Raw genomic sequence first — 19,351 nt, forward strand, 5'->3', positions numbered from 1 at the left:
GACAGGCTTACAGGTTCATTTGTGGTAGGGATGCCCGGACAGCACGGTCCAGGCGCGGTAGATCTGCTCGCCGATGAGTATCCTTACCAACGGGTGCGGCAACGTCAGCGGCGACAGCGACCAACGCTGTTCGCTGCGCGCGCAGACTTCCGGCGCCAACCCTTCCGGGCCGCCCACCATCAGGTTGACCGTACGCGCATCCAGGCGCCAACGGTCCAGTTCGCCCGCCAATTGCTCGGTACTCCAGGGCTTGCCATGGACCTCGAGGGTGACGATGCGTTCCCCAGGCTGCACCTTGCTCAGCATCGCCTCGCCCTCCTGACGGATCAGGCGGGCGACATCGGCGTTCTTGCCGCGGGTGTTCAGCGGGATTTCCACCAGCTCCAGCGCAAGTTCCGGGGGCAGGCGCTTGGCATACTCATGCCAGCCTTCCTCGACCCACTTGGGCATGCGCGAGCCGACCGCGATCAGACGCAGACGCACGGCGCTTCCTTATTCCCGGTCCTTGAGCTTCTCGGAGTACTCGTGGGCGTGCTCCGGGCTGTGGTGCTTGCCATCGGCGGCACGGCTTTGCTCGGCACCCTGCCACAGGCGCTCCAGGTCGTAGAACTGGCGGGCAGCGGCGGTCATCATGTGGACGATGACGTCGTTGAGGTCCAGCAGCACCCAATCACTGTCGCCTTTGCCTTCTTCGCCCAGCGGTTGAGCGCCCTTGGCCTTGACCGCCTCACGGACCTTTTCCGCCATGGCGTTGATCTGGCGGTTGGAGGTACCGGTGGCAATGATCATGTAGTCGGTCAGGCTGTGCTTTTCGCGCACGTCGATGACCTGGATGTCCTGGGCCTTGACGTCTTCCAGCGCGGCCTTGGTCACTGCGACCAGTTCTTCGCCGTAAATTTTCTGCTTGGTCATATAAAACTCGTTCAACTCATTGATTGAGGCGCCAGCGGGCACCGTCAGTTGGACACACGATACAGGTCGTGTGCCTCGATATAGGCCAGTACTGCGTCCGGCACCAGGAACCGCGCCGACTTGCCGCTGGCCAGCAGCTGTCGGATCTGTGTGGCGGACACCGCGAGCGGGGTCTGCCAGACGAACGAAATGTGCCCCGCCGGGCCGGACATGGCGGTGGGATCGCTCTCCGAGCGCGCCGCCAGCAAGTTGCGCAGCGCGTCGGGGGGTTCGACATCAGCATCCGGGCGTTGCAGCACCAGGATGTGACAGTGTTGCAGCAGTTCTTCCCAGCGATGCCAGCTGGGCAGGCCGCAGAACGCGTCCCAGCCCAGCACCAGGAACAACTGGTCGTGCGCGTGCAACTGCGCACGGATCGATTCAAGGGTGTCGATGGTGTACGACGGCTTGTCGCGGGCCAGCTCGCGGTCATCCACGCTCAGGCGTTCGACGCCCTGCACGGCGCCGCGCACCATGGCCAGGCGGTCCTGGGCCGACACCTGCGGCGTGTCGCGGTGCGGCGGGCGGGCGTTGGGCAGCAGGCGCAGCTCGTCCAGGCGCATGAACTCGGCCACTTCCAGCGCGCTGCGCAGGTGGCCGATATGCACCGGGTCGAAGGTTCCGCCGAGAATGCCGATGCGCCGGACTGCCACCGCGTTGCTCAACTCAGCACGACTCCTGGCCGCGCAGCTGGCCGTCACCGATCACCACGTACTTCTCGCAGGTCAGGCCTTCCAGGCCGACCGGGCCGCGGGCGTGCAGCTTGTCGGTGGAGATGCCGATCTCCGCGCCCAGGCCGTACTCGAAGCCATCGGCGAAGCAGGTCGGGGTATTGAGCATGACCGATGCCGAGTCGACCTCGGCGATGAAACGCCGGGACTGCCCCTGGTGCTCGGTGATGATCGAGTCGGTGTGGTGCGAGCCGTAGTGGTTGATGTGCTCGATGGCCTGCTCCAGGCCGTCGACAACGCGGATCGACAGGATCGCGTCGAGGTATTCGGTGTGCCAGTCGTCTTCGCTGGCCGGCTTGGCGTCGATGATCGCCCGGGTGCGCTCGCAGCCGCGCAGCTCGACGCCCTTGTCGTGGAAACGGCGGGCCATTTCCGGCAGGAAGCGCTCGGCCACGGCCTGGTCCACCAGCAGGGTTTCCATGGCGCCACAAATGCCGTAGCGGTAGGTCTTGGCGTTGAAGGCCACGCGCCAGGCCTTGTCCAAGTCGGCGTGGGCATCGACGAAGACATGGCAGATGCCGTCCAGATGCTTGATTACCGGCACCCGGGCGTCGCGGCTGATGCGCTCGATCAGGCCACGGCCGCCGCGCGGGACGATCACGTCGACGAACTCCGGCATGCTGATCAGCGCGCCCACGGCCTCGCGGTCGGTGGTCTCGACCACCTGCACCACCGCCGGCGGCAGACCGGCCTCGGCCAGGCCGCGCTGGATGCAGGCGGCTATGGCGCGGTTGGAGTGGATGGCCTCGGAGCCGCCGCGCAGGATAGTGGCATTGCCCGACTTCAGGCACAGGCTGGCGGCGTCGATGGTCACGTTGGGGCGCGACTCGTAGATGATGCCGATGACACCCAGCGGCACGCGCATCTTGCCGACCTGGATGCCCGACGGGCGGTAGCTCATATCGCGGATGGCGCCGACCGGGTCCGGCAGGCTGGCCACCTGGCGCAGGCCGGTGATCATGCCGTCGATGCGCGCCGGGGTGAGCGCCAGGCGATCGAGCAGCGCCGGCTCCAGGCCGTTCTTGCGACCGTTGGCCAGGTCCTGTTCGTTGGCTGCGGTGAGCGCGTCGCGGGCCGCGTCGAGGGCGTCGGCGGCGGCCTGCAGGGCGCGGTTCTTCTGCGCGGTGCTGGCACGGCCGATCACCCGCGAGGCCTCACGGGCGGCGCGACCCAGGCGGATCATGTAGTCAAGAACGGACTCGGTCATGGGCTCGATGTCTTGGCAAAGGGGAAATCGGCTGATTATAACTGGAGCGCTCGGGTACGCCCAGCGGCGGGTGGCGGATGGTAGAAAATGCCGCTAGGAATGTGTAGGAAAGATGTAACCACCCGTATCGGAAAACGCCTCGACCTCATCGCGGGGCAAGCGCGCTCCCACGCCAGCCGCGCTGTCCAGGCATTATCGTGGGAGCGGGCTTGCCCCGCGATGACGTCAACCTGATTCAGCCTCGATTAAGCCATTCATTGCTATTATCGCCGCCTTCACAGCCACGAACCGCGCGTATGTCCGCTCCAGCCCCCTGCCCGACCCGGGCCCTGCCCGATAGTTTCTTCGACCGCGACGCCCAGACCCTCGCCCGCGAGCTGTTGGGCAAGGTCATCCGCCATCGCCACGGCGATCTCTGGCTGGCGGCGCGAATCATCGAGACCGAGGCCTACTACCTGACCGACAAGGGCAGCCACGCCTCCCTCGGCTTCACCGAGAAGCGCAAGGCGCTGTTCCTCGATGGCGGGCACATCTACATGTACTACGCCCGCGGTGGCGACTCGCTGAACTTCAGCGCCCAGGGGCCGGGCAACGCGGTGCTGATCAAGTCCGCCTACCCCTGGACCGACGCCATCTCCGACGCCAACAGCCTGGCCCGGATGCAACTGAACAACCCCGACGCCAGCGGCAACCTGCGCCCGCCCGAGCGCCTGTGCAACGGCCAGACCCTGCTGTGCCGGGCCATGGGCCTGAAGGTGCCGCACTGGGACGCCCGGCGCTTCGATCCCGAGCGCCTGTATGTCGAGGACTGCGCCATACAGGTGCCGAGGGTGATCCAGACCACCCGCCTGGGTATCCCCCACGGCCGCGACGAACACCTGCCCTACCGCTTCGTCGATGCCGACTACGCGCGCTTCTGCACCCGAAACCCGCTGCGCCGTGGCCAGGCCGAAGGGAAAGACTTCTTCATGCTCGAACAAGGAAACTGAACCATGGGCCAATGGCTGGACAGCCTGACCGCCTGGCTTGGCGCCAACCCGCAGTGGTTGGGCCTGGCCATCTTCATCGTGGCCTGCGTTGAATGCCTGGCCATCGCCGGCATCATCGTGCCCGGCACCGTGCTGCTGTTCGCCGTCGCCGTCCTCGCCGGCAGCGGTGCCTTCAGCCTCGGCGAGACCCTGCTGCTGGGCTTCCTCGGCGGCCTGCTGGGCGATGCGATCTCCTACGGCATCGGCAAGTATTTCCACCAGAACATCCGGCGCCTGCCGCTGCTGCGCAGCCACCCGGAGTGGATCGGCAGCGCCGAGGCGTACTTCCAGCGCTACGGCATCGCCAGTCTGCTGGTCGGCCGCTTCATCGGCCCGCTGCGGCCGATGCTGCCGATGGTCGCCGGCATGTTCGACATGCCGCTGCCGCGCTTCATCGCCGTGAGCCTGGTGGCCGGCGCCGGCTGGTCGGTGGCCTACCTGCTGCCGGGCTGGGCCACCGGCGCGGCCATGCGCCTGCCGCTGCCGGAAGGATTCTGGCTGGACGCAGGGATCGTCGTCGGCACCCTTGCGGTGCTGATCGGCCTGAGCCTGAGCACCAGCATTCGCGACCAGCGCCATGGCACCCGGCTGATCGCCGCCCTCAGCGGCCTGGCCGTGGCCGCGCTGTTCATCGGCTGGCCGTACCTGAGCGAGTTCGACCAAGGCGTGATGACCCTGGTCCAGGAACACCGCAGTCAGGTGATCGACGGCGCCGTGGTGCTGGTCACCCGCCTGGGCGACTTCCGCACCCAGTTCTTCCTGGGAGGCCTGCTCACCGGCCTGCTGCTGCTGGCCCGGCAATGGCGTCACGCCTTGTTCGCCGGGGCGACGCTGATCGGCGCGGCGGCCGCCAACGGCACCTTGAAATGGCTGTTCGCCCGCGCCCGCCCCGAAGTGCTGGTCGATCCGCTGACCAGCTACAGCATGCCCAGCGGCCACAGCTCGGCGTCGTTCGCCTTCTTCCTGGTGCTGGCGGTGCTGGCTGGACGCGGTCAGCCGCCGCGCATGCGCCTGACCTGGGTCATGCTGGGCTGCCTGCCAGCGCTGGCGATCGCCTTGTCGCGGGTGTACCTCGGGGCGCACTGGCCAACCGACATCCTCGCCGGGGCACTGCTGGCGTGCTGCGTGTGCGCGGCGAGCCTGACCCTGGTGCAGTATCGCCAGCCGCTGGTGGCGCTGCCGCAAAGGGTGTGGTGGCTAGTGCTGCCGGCGTGCGTCGCGCTGCTGGCGTTCTTTGCCCTGCATGCACTGCCAAAGGCGTTGTTGCGTTACCAGTATTGATACGGCCATTTTGCAGCAGCGCGAATCCCTGTAGGAGCGGCCTTGTGTCGCGAAAGGGCCGCAAAGCGGCCCCGACAATATCAGCTTGATGCGCAGATCTGGGGGCGCTTCGCACCCCTTTCGCGACACAAGGCCGCTCCTACAGGGATCGCATGGGCCGCAGGGGGAGCGAGCCTGATCAGGCGAACAATTCGCCCTGAATCCGCTCGAGCAACGCCTGGATCGCCTCCAGCCTGAGCTTTGGCGAATCGATGGCCAGCAGGTCGAGCTTGTCCTCTTCCATGAACGGCAGCAGGTAGGCCAGCTGGTTGCCCAGCGACTGGCGCCCGTCCACGTCGCGCGGCATGTCCAGCGCCTCGACCATCGGATGCTCGCCCAACGCCAGCAGCAGGGCCAGCAGGTCGTCGTCCTGCTCCACCAACGGGCTGTCCGCCAGGTCCGGCAGCCATTGCACCTCGGCGAGCATCAGCTGGTCCTTCTGCACCTCGGTCCGTTCGACACGAAACCGCCGCACGCCCTCGACGCGAATACCCAGCAGGCCGTTGTCCTGCTGCACGAAGTCGCGGATCAGCGCCTCGCAGCCGACCGAGGCCACCACCGGCGGCGCCTTGCCCACCTGCTCGCCTTCAAGGATGCACACCACGCCGAAACCGGCGCCCTGCTTCATGCAGCGGCCGATCATGTCCAGGTAGCGCGCCTCGAAGATCTGCAGGTCGAGCAGGCAACCGGGGAACAGCACGGTATTGAGGGGAAACAGCGGTAACGTCATCTCGACTCCTCAAGCCACCAGGCTGACCGCCAACGGCAGGAACACCGCCGTGGCCACCCCCATCAGGCTCATCGCCAGCGCGGCGAAGGCGCCGCATTCGTCACTTTCCTGCAAGGCCACCGAGGTGCCCACCGCGTGGGCGGTCACCCCCAGCGCCATGCCCCGAGCCTCCGGACTGAGCACGCCGCAGCGGGTCAACAGCGCCGGGCCGAAGATCGCACCGATCACCCCGGTGATCAGCACGAACACCGCGGCCAAGGCCGCCACCCCGCCGATCTGCTCGGCCACCAGCATGGCGATCGGTGAAGTGACCGACTTCGGCGCCATGGTCATCAGGATCATGTGTTCGGCACCGAACCACCACCCCAGCGCCAGGCACGCCACGGTGGCGAACAGGCCTCCGATTACCAGCGTAGTAAATGTCGGCCAGAACAGCTGCCGAATGCGCCGCAGGTTGAGGTAGAGCGGCACCGCCAGGGCCACGGTGGCCGGCCCCAGGAGGATGTTCATGATCTCAGTGCTCTTGCGGTACTCGGCGTAGTCGATGCCGCAGGCCAGGAGGATGCCGATCACCACCAGCATCGACACCAGCACCGGTTGCAGGAAGATCCAGCGGGTCTTCTCGTAGCCCGCCAGCACCAGCTGGTAGGCGGCCAACGTGATGCCGATGCCGAACAACGGATGATGGATGACCGCCTCGAGCGCGCCGTGCCAGTCGAGGATCATGGCTGCTCCTCGCGCTTGCCCTGGCGGTGGATCAGCTTCTGCATCAGCACGCCGACGAACACCAGGGTCAGCAGGCAGGAGATCAGCAAGGCCCCGACGATGGCCCAGAAGTCGGCGGCGATGTCCCTGGCGTAGACCATCACCCCCACCGCCGGTGGCACCAGCAGCAGCGGCAGGTAGCGCAGCAGGCTGCCCGCGGCCTCGTTGAGCGGCTGGCCGACTTCGCCACGAATCATCAGGAAGGCCATCAGCAGCAACAGGCCGATGATCGGCCCGGGCAGGATAGGCAGCAACAGGTGGTTGATCGCCGTTCCCAGCAACTGGAACAGCACCAGCCAGGTCAAACCACGCAACAGCATATGGACCTCCCTCAGAGCATGGCGACCATTATAAGCACGCTAAGCAACTGCCTATAAGGCGATGTTCGGCGAAAAGCGGGCAACTTGACTGAAACGGTTCGCCGTGCTGATCTTGCACATTCGTACCAAATGACAATCTGGAGATGTCGCGATGCCCTATGTACCCGTTACAGAGCTTTCGCAGTACGTTGGCAAGGAACTGGGACGTTCCGCCTGGCTTAAGATCGATCAGCAACGCATCAACCTGTTCGCCGAGGCCACCGGCGATTTCCAGTTCATCCATGTCGACCCGGTCAAAGCGGCCAAGACCCCGTTCGGCACCACCATCGCTCATGGCTTCCTCACCCTGTCGCTGATCCCCAAGCTGATGGAAGACATCCTCGTGCTGCCCGAAGGGCTGAAGATGGTGGTCAACTACGGCCTGGACAGCGTACGTTTCATCCAGCCGGTAAAGGTCGACAGCCAGGTGCGACTGAAGGTCGACCTGACCGACGCCACCGAGAAGAAACCGGGGCAATGGCTGCTCAAGGCCACCGTCACCCTCGAGATCGAAGGCGAAGAAAAACCCGCCTACATCGCCGAACCTCTGTCGCTCTGCTTCGTCTGATACGCCCCAGGGGCCGCCGCGCGGCCCCGATTCACGCACCCGCGCATTCTGCGGCATACTCGGCGCATCGATTGTCCCGGAACCCGCCATGCGCCCCCTGCTCCCCCTGACCCTGATCCTGTTGCTCGCCGCCTGCGGCGAAGGCGAACCGCTGTCGCCCCCGGACGCCCGGCTGCCCGACGGCGGCCGCTACCGCGGCCAGGTGGTCGACGGCTTGCTGCAAGGCGAGGGGCGCATCGACTACCCCAACGGCAGTTGGTACGCCGGCACCTTCAAGGACGGCCAGTGGCATGGCCAGGGCGAATGGCACGGCAGCAACGGCGAGGTCTATCGCGGCCAATTCAGCGAAGGCCTGTTCCAGGGCCTGGGCGACCTGACCACACCCGGTAGCCATTATGCGGGCACCTTCAAGCATGGCCGCCGCGACGGCGAGGGCGCGCTCAGGCAGAACGACCAGACCTACCGCGGCCAGTTCAAGGACGACCAGTACGAAGGTGCCGGCCAACTCGAACTGGCCGACGGCAGCCGCTACCAGGGCCTGTTCGCAAAGGGCAAGCCCAATGGCGCCGGGGTGCGCAGCGACGCCAGCGGCAACCAGTTCAGCGGCCACTTCATCGACGGCCAGTTGCAAGGCGCCGGCACCTACGACAGCGCCGACGGCGAGCAGTACATCGGCGAATTCAAGGACAACCGCCTCGAAGGCCGGGGGCGCTACGAGAGCGCCGACGGCGACGTCTGGATCGGCGACTTCAGGGATGGATCGCTGGTCGGCCAGGGCGAACTGCTGGGCAGCGATGGCAGCCGCTACAAGGGTGGTTTTCGCGACTGGCGCTTCGCCGGCAGCGGCACCTTGCAGTTGGCCGACGGCAGCCAGTATGTCGGCGGCTTCGCCGATGATGCCTACCACGGTCGCGGCAAGCTGACCCGCCCGGACGGGCGGGTCGAGAGCGGCACCTGGGTCAACGGTGTGCGGGTGCGCGATGCCCAGGGCAAGCTGCTACCCGACCCGCTGGACCTGGCCCTGCTCAACCAGGGCAAGCTGTTGGGCGATGCCCTGGCCAAGGTGCCGGCGTCGGAGCCGCCGGTGCAGCTGTACAGCCTGGTGGTGGCCGGCGACGGTCAGCAGAGCGTGTTCCTGCGCGAGGCCGACTATGTCAGCAACATGCTCAAGGTGCGCTTCGGTGCCCACGGCCAGGTGACCCTGGTCAACCATCGCGACCATCTGGCCGACCGCCCGATGGCCACCCGCGAGAACCTCACTCGCGCCGCCCGCACCCTGGCCGAGCGCAGCGGCCCCGAGGACCTGGTGTTCATCTACCTGACCAGCCACGGCAGCCATGACCACCAACTGGTGCTCGACCAGCCGCGCCTGCAACTGGCCGACCTGTCCGCCGACGAGCTGGCCAGTGCCCTGGCCCCGCTGAAGGACCGCGACAAGGTGATCGTCATCTCTGCCTGCTATTCCGGTGGCTACATCGCCCCGCTCAAGGACGACCGCACGCTGGTCATGACCGCCGCCCGCCCTGACCGGGTGTCGTTCGGCTGTTCGGAAGAAGCCGACTTCACCTATTTTGGCGACGCCCTGTTCGCCCAGGCGCTGAACCAGACCGACGACCTGAAACAGGCGTTTGAACTGGCGCGACAAAGCGTTGCCGAAAGAGAACGAAGGGAGGGCTTCGAAGCCTCGGAGCCACAGCTCTGGGCGCCGTCGGCGGTGATCAGCCACTGGCAGCGCCTGCGCCGCCAACAGGCCGAGCAAGCCCTGCGCAATGAAGCCCAGCCAGCTTCGGGGCAACAGGCAAAAAAACCTGGCGCCCACTAAGCTGTGTAGTAACGAGGGAGAGACATCATGTACCTGACGCCTCAACATGTCCTGCTTGCCGGTGCCACGGGTCTGACGGGTGAACACCTGCTCGACCGCCTGCTCAACGAGCCCACCATCAGCCGCGTGCTGGCACCGACTCGCCGCCCTCTGGCCGAGCACCCGCACCTGGAAAACCCGGTGGGCGACCCGGCCGTGTTTCTCCCGCAACTGGCCGGCCGCGTCGATATCGCCTTCTGCTGCCTGGGTACCACGCTCAAGCAGGCAGGCTCGGAAAACGCCTTCCGCGCCGTCGACCTGGACATGGTCGTGGCCTTCAGCAAGCGTGCCCGCGAGATGGGCGCCCGCCACCTCCTGGTGATCAGTGCCCTGGGCGCCGATCCGAAGTCATCGGTTTTCTACAACCGGGTCAAGGGTGAGATGGAAGAGGCACTCAAGCAGCAGGACTGGCCGCAACTGACCATCGTGCGGCCTTCGTTGTTGCTGGGCGAGCGGATCGAGCCACGCCTGGGTGAACGGATGGCGGCGCCGTTTGCCCGTCTGATACCCGGCAAGTATCGCGGTATCGAGGCCTGTACCCTGGCTCGGGCGCTGTGGCGCCTGGCGCTGGAGGAGGAAGATGGGATCAGGGTGGTCGAGTCGGACGAGTTGCGAAAACTCGGCAAGAAATAGCGTTGACCTGTTATGCCCTTTCGCGGGTAAACCCGCTCCCACAGGTTGTGCACAGGCCCTGTGGGAGCGGGTTTACCCGCGAAAGGGCCGCTACAGACCGCCCGTGGCGTTGAAACCCACCCCCGCCGCAGTCAACAACGACAGCGGCAGCAACAAGGTATCCAGCAACGCGCTCCCCGGCAGGTCCAGCCCCGGATAGGCCGGCGCTTCGGCACCAAAGCGATCCTCGGGACAACAGCCGCCATTGATCACGTACAGGTCAAGCCGCGTCCCGGCATACACCACCGGCGCCCCCGGCTTGTTGGCATCGAGGGTGCGCACCGTGGCGCAGCCGCCGAGCTGGGCCAGTATCACCAGCCCCGCCAACACCCGCTTCAATCATCGACCCCGTAGTGATGCTCGCCCCAGCGCGGCAGCATGTCCTGCGGAATGTTCAGCAGGTTGAGGATACGCGCCACGACGAAATCGACCAGGTCGTCGATGCTCTGCGGCTGGTGATAGAACCCCGGAGCCGCCGGCAGGATCACCGCGCCCATCTGCGACAGCTTGAGCATGTTCTCCAGGTGGATTGTGGAGAACGGCGCCTCGCGCGGCACCAGGATCAACTGGCGACGCTCCTTGAGGGTCACGTCGGCGGCGCGCTCGATCAGGTTGTTGCAGGCGCCCGTGGCGATCGCCGAGAGGGTGCCGGTGGAACAGGGCACCACCACCATCGCCGCTGGCGCGCCGGAGCCCGAGGCCACCGGCGACATCCAGTCCTCCTTGCCGTACACGCGGATCTGCCCGTCAGCCGCGCCGGTGTACTCGGTGAGGAACGCCTGCATGGCCTGGGGCTTGGCCGGCAGCAGCACGTCGGTCTCGGTGGCCATCACCAGCTGGGCGGCCTTGGAGACGAGGAAGTGCACCTCGCGGTCCTCGCGCACCAGGCAGTCGAGCAAACGCAGGCCATACTGCGCCCCGGAGGCGCCGGTCATGGCCAGGGTGATGCGTTCCGGCCCGCTCACTTCAGCGCCTCGGCCAGCTTGCCGTGCAGGCCGCCGAAGCCGCCGTTGCTCATGATCACCACATGGGTGCCCGGGCGGGCCTGGCCCTTGATGCGCTCGATGATGGCTTCAAGACTGTCGGCCACCACGCTCGGCACCTTGCACTGCGCGGCGGTGCCCGCCAAGTCCCAGCCCAGGTTGGGCGGGGCGTACCAGATCACCTGGTCGGCGTCGTTGACGCTTTCCGGCAGGCCATCGCGGTGGGCGCCGAGCTTCATGGAGTTGGAACGAGGCTCGATCACCGCGATCACCGGTGCCTCGCCGACACGCTTGCGCAGGCCGTCGAGGGTGGTGGCGATGGCGGTCGGGTGGTGAGCGAAGTCGTCATAGATGGTCACGCCCTGCACTTCGGCGACCTTCTCCATGCGCCGCTTGACGCTCTTGAATCCGCTCAGGCCTTCAATGCCCATGGCCGGCGCCACGCCAACGTGACGAGCGGCGGCCAAGGTAGCCAGGGCGTTGGCGACGTTGTGCTGACCGGTCAGCGCCCAATCCACGACACCCTGCGCCTCACCGTCGAACAGCACCTCGAAGCGCGAACCGTCGGCGCTGAGCAGGCGCGCCTGCCATTGCCCGCCTTCGCCGGTGGTCTGCACCGGGGTCCAGCAGCCCATGCCGATGACCCGTTCCAGCGCCTGCTCGGTGGTCGGGTGGATGACCAGGCCTTCGCTGGGAATGGTGCGCACCAGGTGATGGAACTGCCGCTCGATGGACGCCAGGTCCGGAAAGATGTCCGCGTGGTCGAACTCGAGGTTATTGAGAATCGCGGTACGCGGGTGGTAGTGGACGAACTTGGAGCGCTTGTCGAAGAAGGCGCTGTCGTATTCGTCGGCCTCGACCACGAAGAACGGCGTATCGCCCAGGCGCGCCGACACCGAGAAGTTCTGCGGCACGCCGCCGATCAGGAAGCCCGGGCTCATGCCGGCATGCTCCAGGACCCAGGCCAGCATGCTGCTGGTGGTGGTCTTGCCATGGGTACCTGCTACCGCCAGGACCCAACGCCCCTGCAGCACATGGTCGGCCAGACACTGCGGGCCAGACACATAGGGCAGGCCCTTGTTCAGCACGTACTCCACCGCCGGGTTGCCCCGCGACATGGCATTGCCGATCACCACCAGGTCAGGTGCCGGCTCCAGCTGGGCCGGGTCGTAGCCCTGGGTCAGCTCGATGCCCTGGGCCTCGAGCTGGGTGCTCATCGGGGGATAGACGTTGGCGTCGGAGCCGGTGACGCGGTGGCCCAGCTCCTTGGCCAGCACGGCCAGCGAACCCATGAAAGTGCCGCAAATACCGAGAATATGAATGTGCATGATCGACCTCGCAAAACGTCGAGGCAGGGTAGCCCAGGGCGAGGGAAATCGCACTCGCTGTTTCGCTCAACCGGCCCTGGCGATGCCGTGTTTGCGCAGTTTTCGATACAAGGTATTGCGGCTGATGCCCAACTGCTCGGCGACGCGGGTCAGATGCCAGCGGTTTGCCTCCAGTACGGCGAGCAATGCATCGCGCTCGGCGTGTAGGAGCGGCCTTGTGCCGCGAAAGGGCTGCGCAGCAGCCCCGGCGACTTCAGCGATATGGTCAGGATGCTGGGGCCGCTCTGCGGCCCTTTCGCGGCACAAGGTCGCTCCTACAGAGGGCGCGCCATGGCGGACAACTGCAGGGAGATCGGAAAACTCGATGTGCGCACCTTCGCACAACGCCACCAGCGTACGCAGCACATTCCTCATCTGCCGCACATTACCCGGCCAGGTAAAGTCCAGCAGCGCCTGGCGGGCGGCCGGGTCGAGGCCGATAGACTGGCCCTCGGCCTCCTGCGCCAGCAGGAAGTCGAGCAACTGCGCCTTGTCGCTGCGCTCGCGCAGCGCCGGCAGTGCAACCTCGAGACCATTGAGGCGGTAATAGAGGTCTTCGCGAAAGCCCCCCTGCTCCACCCGTTCCAGCAGGTCACGGTGGGTGGCGCTGACGATCCGCACATCCACCGCCTGCGGCTCGCCACCGATGGGCACCACCTGGCGCTCCTCGAGCACCCGCAGCAGGCGGGTCTGCAGCGCCAGGGGCATGTCGCCGATCTCGTCCAGCAGCAAGGTGCCGCCATCGGCCTGCAGCAGCTTGCCGCGCATGCCCTCCTTGCGCGCGCCGGTGAAGCTGCCGCCGCGATAGCCGAACAGCTCGCTCTCGATCAGGCTCTCGGGAATCGACGCGCAGTTGATTGCCACGAACGGCTTGTGCCGGCGCGAGCTGGCCTGGTGCACGGCCTGGGCGAAGGCCTCCTTGCCACAACCGGTCTCGCCGCGCAGCAACAGCGGCACGTCACGCTCGAACACCCGCACGGCGCGGCGAAAGTCCTCGCTCAGGGCCGGGTCGAGCAGGCAGATGCCGGGGTCGCTGGCCCGGGGCAAGGCCACCGGCACTGACCACACCGGCGTTCGGGCCTGGCCGCGCAGGCTGGCGAACACCTGGCGACCATCGCGGGTGTGCAGCGGCCAGGCGCTGCTGCCCTGGGGCGTGGCGCGGCTGAACAGTTCGTCGTGGCAGCAGGCGAAGAACCTGTCCAGGGGCTTGCCCAGCACACCGCCACGGACGGTGCCCAGCAGGTTCAAGGCGCTCTGGTTGGCGGCGCAGATCCGCCCGTCGCCATCGACGGCCAGCAACCCCTCGCTGAACAAGCCGACCGACTCCGCCTGCAGGTGGAAGCGCAATAGCCACTGCTGCTCGAAATGGCGCAGGAAATAGCAGCTTTCGATCATCTTCGCCGACAGGTTGACCAGGGCCATGGTGTGGAACTGGCTCTGGCGCGACACGTCTGGCCGCGCCGACGACACGTCGAGCACCGCCAGTAGTTCGCCGTGGGGGTCGAACACCGGGCTGGCCGAGCAGGTCAGCCCGGTGTGGCGGCCACGGAAGTGCTCGTCCTGGTGAATGGTCAGGGCCTGGCGCTCGACCAGGCAGGTGCCGATGCCGTTGGTGCCCTCGCGGGCTTCGCTCCAGTCGGCGCCCAGCCACAGCCCGGCGCGCTCGAAGATGCGCCGCTCGCCGGGGGCGGTGACGCAGTTGAGGATCACCCCGCGGGCATCGGTCAGCAGCACCGCGTGCCCGCTGCCGGAGAGCTGCTGGTGCAGGCTGTTCATCTCGTTGTCGGCGATCTGCAGCACCTGGCGCAGGCGCTCGCGGCTCTCCAGCAGACGGCCATGCTCGAGCACCACCGGGGCCTGGGCCCGTGCCGGGTCGAGGTGGTAGTCCTCCAGGCAGCGCAGCCAGGAGCGGGCGATCGACGGGTCGCTGCCCGGCCCGCTGGCCTGGCCGTGGGCGACCGTGAGCACTTGCTGGGCATGGCGGCTGAACGGGTTGCTCTGCATTTGTAGTTGTTCTCCGCAGATAGAGCGTGTCGCAAGCATCCTCCAGGCGGGAACGCTTTGCAATGATGCAATGACCCTGCGGTCACGGACTGTGTCGCAAACGGTACAAAGTGTCACCCAGGCCGTGCCGGCCCTGGCACAGGGCTGCGCCAGCCACTGCCTGATCTTGATCCAAGTCATTGATACACAAGGACCTCCAGGCGCTGGCCCGACCTTTGCTCTACGCTTGGAAACTCCGCAACAATCACAACGACCAGGAGACACACCATGCGTTACGCACATCCCGGTACCGAGGGCGCGAAGGTTTCCTTCAAGAGCCGCTACGGCAACTACATCGGTGGTGAGTTCGTTCCTCCGGTAAAGGGTGAGTACTTCACCAACACCTCGCCGGTGAACGGCCAGGCGATCGCCGAGTTCCCCCGCTCCACTGCCGAAGACATCGAAAAGGCCCTCGACGCCGCCCATGCCGCCGCCGACGCCTGGGGCCGCACCTCGGTGCAGGACCGCTCCAACGTCCTGTTGCGCATCGCCGACCGCATCGAGCAGAACCTCGAAGTGCTGGCCATCACCGAGACCTGGGACAACGGCAAGCCGATCCGCGAAACCCTCAACGCCGACATCCCGCTGGCGGTCGATCACTTCCGCTACTTCGCCGGCTGCATCCGCGCCCAGGAAGGCGGCGCCGCCGAGATCAACGAAACCACCGTGGCCTACCACATCCACGAGCCGCTGGGCGTGGTCGGGCAGATCATCCCGTGGAACTTCCCGCTGCTGATGGCTGCCTGGAAGCTCGCTCCGGCCCTGGCCGCCGGCAACTGCGTGGTGCTCAAGCCGGCCGAGCAGACGCCGCTGGGCATCACCGTGCTGCTGGAACTGATCGGCGACCTGCTGCCCAAGGGCGTGCTCAACGTGGTGCAAGGCTATGGCCGCGAGGCCGGTGAAGCCCTGGCCACCAGCAAGCGCATCGCCAAGATCGCCTTCACCGGCTCCACCCCGGTGGGTTCGCACATCATGAAATGCGCGGCCGAGAACATCATCCCGTCCACCGTCGAACTGGGCGGCAAGTCGCCCAACGTGTACTTCGAGGACATCATGCAGGCCGAGCCTGCCTTCATCGACAAGGCCGCCGAAGGGATGGTGCTGGCGTTCTTCAACCAGGGCGAAGTGTGCACCTGCCCGTCGCGCGCCCTGGTGCAGGAGTCGATCTACCCGCAGTTCATGGAAGTGGTGATGAAGAAGGTCCTGCAGATCAAGCGCGGCGACCCGCTGGACACCGACACCATGGTCGGCGCCCAGGCATCCCAGCAGCAGTTCGAGAAGATCCAGTCGTACCTGAAGATTGCCCAGGAAGAAGGCGCCGAGCTGCTGACCGGCGGCAAGGTGGAGCAGCTCGAAGGCGCGCTGGCCAGCGGTTACTACATCCAGCCGACCTTGCTCAAGGGCAACAACAAGATGCGCGTGTTCCAGGAAGAAATCTTCGGCCCGGTGGTCAGCGTCACCACCTTCAAGGACGAAGCCGAGGCCCTGGCCATCGCCAACGACACCGAGTTCGGCCTCGGTGCCGGCGTGTGGACCCGCGACATCAACCGCGCCTACCGCATGGGCCGAGGCATCAAGGCCGGCCGCGTGTGGACCAACTGCTACCACCTGTACCCGGCGCATGCCGCGTTCGGTGGCTACAAGAAGTCCGGCGTCGGCCGTGAAACCCACAAGATGATGCTCGATCACTACCAGCAGACCAAGAACCTGCTGGTGAGCTACGACATCAACCCGCTGGGCTTCTTCTAAACAGGCCCCAGGGGCCGCAAAGCGGCCCCAAAGGCTCTGGCTCGCTTCCTGCAGTAAAAATCACCAAGGGCCGGCAGTCCCTCCGGCAACCTAAGAAAAACAACAGGTGAACCCTATGCCAAGCGATCATTCCGGCAGCGCGCCGGCGAGCTCCTCCGTCGACTTCGAAAAAGTCGGATCGGACTATTTCCAGCAACGTGAACTGAAAAAAGGCGCCGCCGGCTGGGTCCTGCTGGTGGGCCTGGGCGTGGCCTACGTGATCTCCGGCGACTATGCCGGCTGGAACTTCGGCCTGGCCCAGGGCGGCTGGGGCGGCATGTTCCTCGCCACCCTGCTGATGGCCACCATGTACCTGTGCATGTGCTTCTCCCTGGCGGAACTGTCGTCAATGATCCCCACCGCCGGCGGCGGCTACGGCTTTGCCCGCAGCGCCTTCGGCCCCTGGGGCGGGTTTCTCACCGGCACGGCGATCCTCATCGAGTACGCCATCGCCCCCGCGGCCATCGCCGTGTTCATCGGCGCCTACTGCCAGTCGCTGTTCGGTATCGGCGGCTGGATGATCTACCTGGCCTTCTACATCGTGTTCATCGGCATCCACATCTTCGGGGTGGGCGAGGCGCTGAAGCTGATGTTCATCATCACCGCCGTCGCCGCCATCGCCCTGGCGGTGTTCCTGATCGGCATGGTGCCCCATTTCGATGCAGCCAACCTGTTCGACATCGCCAAGACCGACGCCGTGGGTGCCAGCAGCTTCCTGCCGTTCGGCTATGTCGGCGTGTGGGCAGCGATTCCCTATGCAATCTGGTTCTTCCTGGCGGTCGAGGGCGTGCCGCTGGCCGCCGAAGAGACCAAGAACCCGAAACGCGACCTGCCCCGCGGCCTGATCGGCGCGATGCTGGTGCTGCTGGCCTTTGCCCTGCTGATCCTGGTGGTCGGCCCCGGCGGCGCCGGCTCAGAGGCCCTGAAAGCCTCGGGCAACCCGCTGGTCGAGGCACTGTCCAAGGCCTACGGCGGCTCCACCTGGATGGGCGGCTTCGTCAACCTGGTGGGACTGGCCGGCCTGATCGCCAGCTTCTTCTCGATCATCTACGCCTATTCGCGGCAGATCTTCGCGCTTTCCCGTGCCGGCTACCTGCCGCGCAAGCTGTCGGAAACCAACAAGAGCAAGGCCCCGGTACTGGCCCTGGTGATCCCCGGCATCATCGGCTTCGCCCTGTCGCTGACCGGCCAGGGCGACCTGCTGATCCTGGTGGCGGTGTTCGGCGCCACGCTGTCCTACGTGCTGATGATGGCCGCGCACATCACCCTGCGCATCCGTCGCCCGAAAATGGAGCGTCCGTACCGTACCCCCGGCGGCATCTTCACCTCGGGCGTGGCCCTGGTGCTGGCCTGCATTGCCGTGGTCGCCGGGTTCCTGGTCGATCCGCGGGTGGTGATTGGCGCTGCAGTGATCTATGCAGTATTAATTGCCTATTTTGCTTTCTACAGCCGTCACCACCTGGTGGCCGGTACCCCGGAAGAGGAATTCGCCGCGATCCAGAAGGCCGAAGAGGCCCTGCACTGATATCGCCGACTTGCGCCGCAGGCCAGGCCTGCGGCGCCCTGGAGATTCTGTATGGCAAGTTTCACGCACACGGTGGGCCACCAGGTCTACCGCTTCGACAGCCTCAAAGAGGTGATGGCCAAGGCCAGCCCGGCGCGCTCGGGCGATTACCTCGCGGGGGTTGCCGCCAGCAACGACGGCGAGCGTGTGGCGGCGCAGATGGCCCTGGCCAACATCCCGCTCAAGCACTTCCTCAACGAGGCACTGATTCCCTATGAACAGGACGAAGTCACCCGGCTGATCGTCGACACTCACGACCAGCAAGCTTTCGCTCCGGTCAGCCACCTGACCGTCGGCGGCCTGCGCGACTGGCTGCTGGGCGACCAGGCCGACGAGCACAGCCTGCGCGCCCTGGCCCCGGGCCTGACGCCGGAGATGGCGGCGGCGGTGTCGAAGATCATGCGCGTGCAGGACTTGGTGCTGGTGGCGCAGAAGATCCGCGTGGTCACTGCCTTTCGCGGCACCATGGGGTTGCGCGGGCGGCTATCGACGCGCCTGCAGCCCAACCACCCGACCGACGAGCCGGCCGGCATCGCCGCGAGCATCCTCGACGGCTTGCTGTACGGCAACGGTGACGCCATGATCGGCATCAACCCGGCCACCGACAGCATCGCCTCGATCTGCGCGCTGCTGGAGATGCTCGACGCGATCATCCAGCGCTACGACATTCCCACCCAATCCTGCGTGCTGACCCACGTCACCACCTCGATCGAGGCGATCAACCGCGGCGTGCCGCTGGACCTGGTGTTCCAGTCCATCGCCGGCACCGAGGCGGCCAATGCCGGCTTCGGCATCAACCTCAACGTGCTCCAGGAGGGCTACGAGGCGGGCCTGTCACTCAAGCGCGGCACGGTCGGACAGAACCTGATGTACTTCGAGACCGGCCAGGGCAGCGCGCTGTCGGCCAACGCCCACCACGGCGTCGACCAGCAGACCTGCGAGACCCGCGCCTACGCCGTGGCCCGCCACTTCAAACCGTTCCTGGTCAACACCGTGGTCGGTTTCATCGGCCCTGAATACCTGTACAACGGCAAGCAGATCATCCGCGCCGGCCTCGAGGATCACTTCTGCGGCAAGCTGCTGGGCGTGCCGATGGGCTGCGACATCTGCTACACCAACCACGCCGAAGCCGACCAGGACGACATGGACACCCTGCTGACCCTGCTGGGCGTGGCCGGGATCAACTTCATCATGGGCATCCCCGGCTCCGACGACATCATGCTCAACTACCAGACCACCTCGTTCCACGACGCGCTCTACGCGCGCCAGACCCTGGGCCTGAAGCCCGGGCCGGAATTCGAGGCGTGGTTGGAGCGCACCGGCATCTTCACCCAGTCCGACGGCCGCATCCGCTTCGGCGACAACCTGCCGCCGGCCTTCCGCCAGGCCCTGGCACAGCTGGCCTAGAGGTGAC

19 protein-coding genes are annotated in these 19,351 nt (G+C 66.2%); 8 read left to right on the forward strand and 11 right to left on the reverse strand.

Features of this window, described 5'->3' with window-relative positions; translation table 11 throughout:
• Positions 1-15: 15 nt before the first annotated feature.
• The 4 genes from rlmH to DMX06_RS13770 are packed head-to-tail and all read right to left on the reverse strand — an operon-like array spanning position 16 to position 2,889.
• Positions 16-483 carry a 23S rRNA (pseudouridine(1915)-N(3))-methyltransferase RlmH gene (gene rlmH, locus DMX06_RS13755; RefSeq protein ID WP_023631106.1) on the reverse strand — a complete coding sequence of 156 codons (468 nt, stop codon included), beginning with the start codon at positions 481-483 and terminating at the stop codon, positions 16-18.
• Positions 484-492: 9 nt separating this feature from the next.
• Entirely contained in the window at positions 493-912 is a 420-nt protein-coding gene (rsfS, locus tag DMX06_RS13760; protein ID WP_028690385.1) for a ribosome silencing factor, read from the reverse strand.
• A 44-nt stretch (positions 913-956) separates the two neighbouring features.
• Positions 957-1,616: a nicotinate-nucleotide adenylyltransferase gene (nadD, locus tag DMX06_RS13765; protein WP_110737938.1), complete on the reverse strand. Its 660-nt coding sequence runs from the start codon at positions 1,614-1,616 to the stop codon at positions 957-959.
• A 1-nt stretch (position 1,617) separates the two neighbouring features.
• A complete protein-coding gene (locus tag DMX06_RS13770; protein WP_110737939.1) occupies positions 1,618-2,889 on the reverse strand; it encodes a glutamate-5-semialdehyde dehydrogenase in 1,272 nt (423 codons plus the stop codon).
• 296 nt (positions 2,890-3,185) lie between these two features.
• Here DMX06_RS13770 and DMX06_RS13775 point away from each other — a divergent pair, with 296 nt between their 5' ends.
• Complete coding sequence (locus tag DMX06_RS13775; protein WP_110737941.1) at positions 3,186-3,878, forward strand: DNA-3-methyladenine glycosylase; 693 nt, start codon at positions 3,186-3,188, stop codon at positions 3,876-3,878.
• A gap of 3 nt (positions 3,879-3,881) precedes the next feature.
• The gene (locus DMX06_RS13780) at positions 3,882-5,198 is read left to right on the forward strand and encodes a bifunctional DedA family/phosphatase PAP2 family protein (RefSeq protein WP_110737943.1); all 1,317 of its coding nucleotides are present in this window, start codon (positions 3,882-3,884) and stop codon (positions 5,196-5,198) included.
• A 178-nt stretch (positions 5,199-5,376) separates the two neighbouring features.
• On the opposite strand, the gene DMX06_RS13785 is transcribed toward DMX06_RS13780, so the two are convergent.
• The 3 genes from DMX06_RS13785 to DMX06_RS13795 are packed head-to-tail and all read right to left on the reverse strand — an operon-like array spanning position 5,377 to position 7,052.
• Positions 5,377-5,967, reverse strand: coding sequence for an LON peptidase substrate-binding domain-containing protein (locus DMX06_RS13785; protein WP_110737945.1), 591 nt, complete (start codon positions 5,965-5,967; stop codon positions 5,377-5,379).
• A gap of 9 nt (positions 5,968-5,976) precedes the next feature.
• On the reverse strand, positions 5,977-6,693 hold the full coding sequence (locus tag DMX06_RS13790; RefSeq protein WP_110737947.1) for an LrgB family protein: 717 nt from the start codon (positions 6,691-6,693) through the stop codon (positions 5,977-5,979).
• Complete coding sequence (locus DMX06_RS13795) at positions 6,690-7,052, reverse strand: CidA/LrgA family protein (protein ID WP_110737949.1); 363 nt, start codon at positions 7,050-7,052, stop codon at positions 6,690-6,692. The genes DMX06_RS13790 and DMX06_RS13795 overlap by 4 nt, the downstream gene beginning before the upstream one ends.
• A 151-nt stretch (positions 7,053-7,203) precedes the next feature.
• Between DMX06_RS13795 and DMX06_RS13800 the strand changes: the two genes are divergently transcribed.
• The 3 genes from DMX06_RS13800 (at position 7,204) to DMX06_RS13810 (ending at position 10,153) form a co-directional block, all read left to right on the forward strand.
• Complete coding sequence (locus DMX06_RS13800; RefSeq protein ID WP_110737952.1) at positions 7,204-7,659, forward strand: MaoC family dehydratase; 456 nt, start codon at positions 7,204-7,206, stop codon at positions 7,657-7,659.
• Between the two features lie 88 nt (positions 7,660-7,747).
• Entirely contained in the window at positions 7,748-9,481 is a 1,734-nt protein-coding gene (locus DMX06_RS13805) for a C13 family peptidase (RefSeq protein ID WP_110737954.1), read from the forward strand.
• A 27-nt stretch (positions 9,482-9,508) separates the two neighbouring features.
• Positions 9,509-10,153 carry an oxidoreductase gene (locus DMX06_RS13810; protein ID WP_028690375.1) on the forward strand — a complete coding sequence of 215 codons (645 nt, stop codon included), beginning with the start codon at positions 9,509-9,511 and terminating at the stop codon, positions 10,151-10,153.
• Between the two features lie 90 nt (positions 10,154-10,243).
• Here the strand turns inward: DMX06_RS13810 and DMX06_RS13815 are convergent, their stop codons facing one another.
• From DMX06_RS13815 to DMX06_RS13830, 4 genes are all read right to left on the reverse strand, one after another.
• Complete coding sequence (locus tag DMX06_RS13815; RefSeq protein WP_050707139.1) at positions 10,244-10,531, reverse strand: YceK/YidQ family lipoprotein; 288 nt, start codon at positions 10,529-10,531, stop codon at positions 10,244-10,246.
• Positions 10,528-11,157 carry a flavin prenyltransferase UbiX gene (ubiX, locus tag DMX06_RS13820; RefSeq protein WP_062575312.1) on the reverse strand — a complete coding sequence of 210 codons (630 nt, stop codon included), beginning with the start codon at positions 11,155-11,157 and terminating at the stop codon, positions 10,528-10,530. Before ubiX ends, DMX06_RS13815 begins: the two co-directional genes overlap by 4 nt.
• Complete coding sequence (mpl, locus tag DMX06_RS13825) at positions 11,154-12,503, reverse strand: UDP-N-acetylmuramate:L-alanyl-gamma-D-glutamyl-meso-diaminopimelate ligase (protein WP_110737956.1); 1,350 nt, start codon at positions 12,501-12,503, stop codon at positions 11,154-11,156. Before mpl ends, ubiX begins: the two co-directional genes overlap by 4 nt.
• A 66-nt stretch (positions 12,504-12,569) precedes the next feature.
• Positions 12,570-14,546 (reverse strand): sigma-54-dependent Fis family transcriptional regulator, encoded by a 1,977-nt coding sequence (locus tag DMX06_RS13830; protein WP_110737958.1) that lies wholly within the window; start codon positions 14,544-14,546, stop codon positions 12,570-12,572.
• Positions 14,547-14,813: 267 nt separating this feature from the next.
• Between DMX06_RS13830 and exaC the strand changes: the two genes are divergently transcribed.
• From exaC to DMX06_RS13845, 3 genes are all read left to right on the forward strand, one after another.
• Entirely contained in the window at positions 14,814-16,334 is a 1,521-nt protein-coding gene (gene exaC, locus DMX06_RS13835; protein ID WP_110737960.1) for an acetaldehyde dehydrogenase ExaC, read from the forward strand.
• A 115-nt stretch (positions 16,335-16,449) separates the two neighbouring features.
• Positions 16,450-17,898 (forward strand): ethanolamine permease, encoded by a 1,449-nt coding sequence (gene eat, locus DMX06_RS13840; RefSeq protein ID WP_028690369.1) that lies wholly within the window; start codon positions 16,450-16,452, stop codon positions 17,896-17,898.
• 51 nt (positions 17,899-17,949) lie between these two features.
• Positions 17,950-19,344: an ethanolamine ammonia-lyase subunit EutB gene (locus DMX06_RS13845; protein ID WP_110737962.1), complete on the forward strand. Its 1,395-nt coding sequence runs from the start codon at positions 17,950-17,952 to the stop codon at positions 19,342-19,344.
• Positions 19,345-19,351: the final 7 nt, after the last annotated feature.

The sequence above is a fragment of the Pseudomonas mosselii genome (genome assembly GCF_003205295.1).
Lineage (GTDB): Bacteria > Pseudomonadota > Gammaproteobacteria > Pseudomonadales > Pseudomonadaceae > Aquipseudomonas > Aquipseudomonas mosselii_B.

What these genes read in the sequence shown, in the direction of transcription:
- mpl (WP_110737956.1), bottom strand. Translation starts at nt 12,503, where the DNA reads ATGCACATTCATATTCTCGGTATTTGCGGCACTTTCATGGGTTCGCTG.
- rsfS (WP_028690385.1), bottom strand. Translation starts at nt 912, where the DNA reads ATGACCAAGCAGAAAATTTACGGCGAAGAACTGGTCGCAGTGACCAAG.
- DMX06_RS13800 (WP_110737952.1), top strand. Translation starts at nt 7,204, where the DNA reads ATGCCCTATGTACCCGTTACAGAGCTTTCGCAGTACGTTGGCAAGGAA.
- DMX06_RS13785 (WP_110737945.1), bottom strand. Translation starts at nt 5,967, where the DNA reads ATGACGTTACCGCTGTTTCCCCTCAATACCGTGCTGTTCCCCGGTTGC.
- DMX06_RS13775 (WP_110737941.1), top strand. Translation starts at nt 3,186, where the DNA reads ATGTCCGCTCCAGCCCCCTGCCCGACCCGGGCCCTGCCCGATAGTTTC.
- DMX06_RS13780 (WP_110737943.1), top strand. Translation starts at nt 3,882, where the DNA reads ATGGGCCAATGGCTGGACAGCCTGACCGCCTGGCTTGGCGCCAACCCG.
- DMX06_RS13795 (WP_110737949.1), bottom strand. Translation starts at nt 7,052, where the DNA reads ATGCTGTTGCGTGGTTTGACCTGGCTGGTGCTGTTCCAGTTGCTGGGA.
- eat (WP_028690369.1), top strand. Translation starts at nt 16,450, where the DNA reads ATGCCAAGCGATCATTCCGGCAGCGCGCCGGCGAGCTCCTCCGTCGAC.
- DMX06_RS13770 (WP_110737939.1), bottom strand. Translation starts at nt 2,889, where the DNA reads ATGACCGAGTCCGTTCTTGACTACATGATCCGCCTGGGTCGCGCCGCC.
- DMX06_RS13790 (WP_110737947.1), bottom strand. Translation starts at nt 6,693, where the DNA reads ATGATCCTCGACTGGCACGGCGCGCTCGAGGCGGTCATCCATCATCCG.
- DMX06_RS13805 (WP_110737954.1), top strand. Translation starts at nt 7,748, where the DNA reads ATGCGCCCCCTGCTCCCCCTGACCCTGATCCTGTTGCTCGCCGCCTGC.
- exaC (WP_110737960.1), top strand. Translation starts at nt 14,814, where the DNA reads ATGCGTTACGCACATCCCGGTACCGAGGGCGCGAAGGTTTCCTTCAAG.
- DMX06_RS13845 (WP_110737962.1), top strand. Translation starts at nt 17,950, where the DNA reads ATGGCAAGTTTCACGCACACGGTGGGCCACCAGGTCTACCGCTTCGAC.
- DMX06_RS13830 (WP_110737958.1), bottom strand. Translation starts at nt 14,546, where the DNA reads ATGCAGAGCAACCCGTTCAGCCGCCATGCCCAGCAAGTGCTCACGGTC.
- DMX06_RS13810 (WP_028690375.1), top strand. Translation starts at nt 9,509, where the DNA reads ATGTACCTGACGCCTCAACATGTCCTGCTTGCCGGTGCCACGGGTCTG.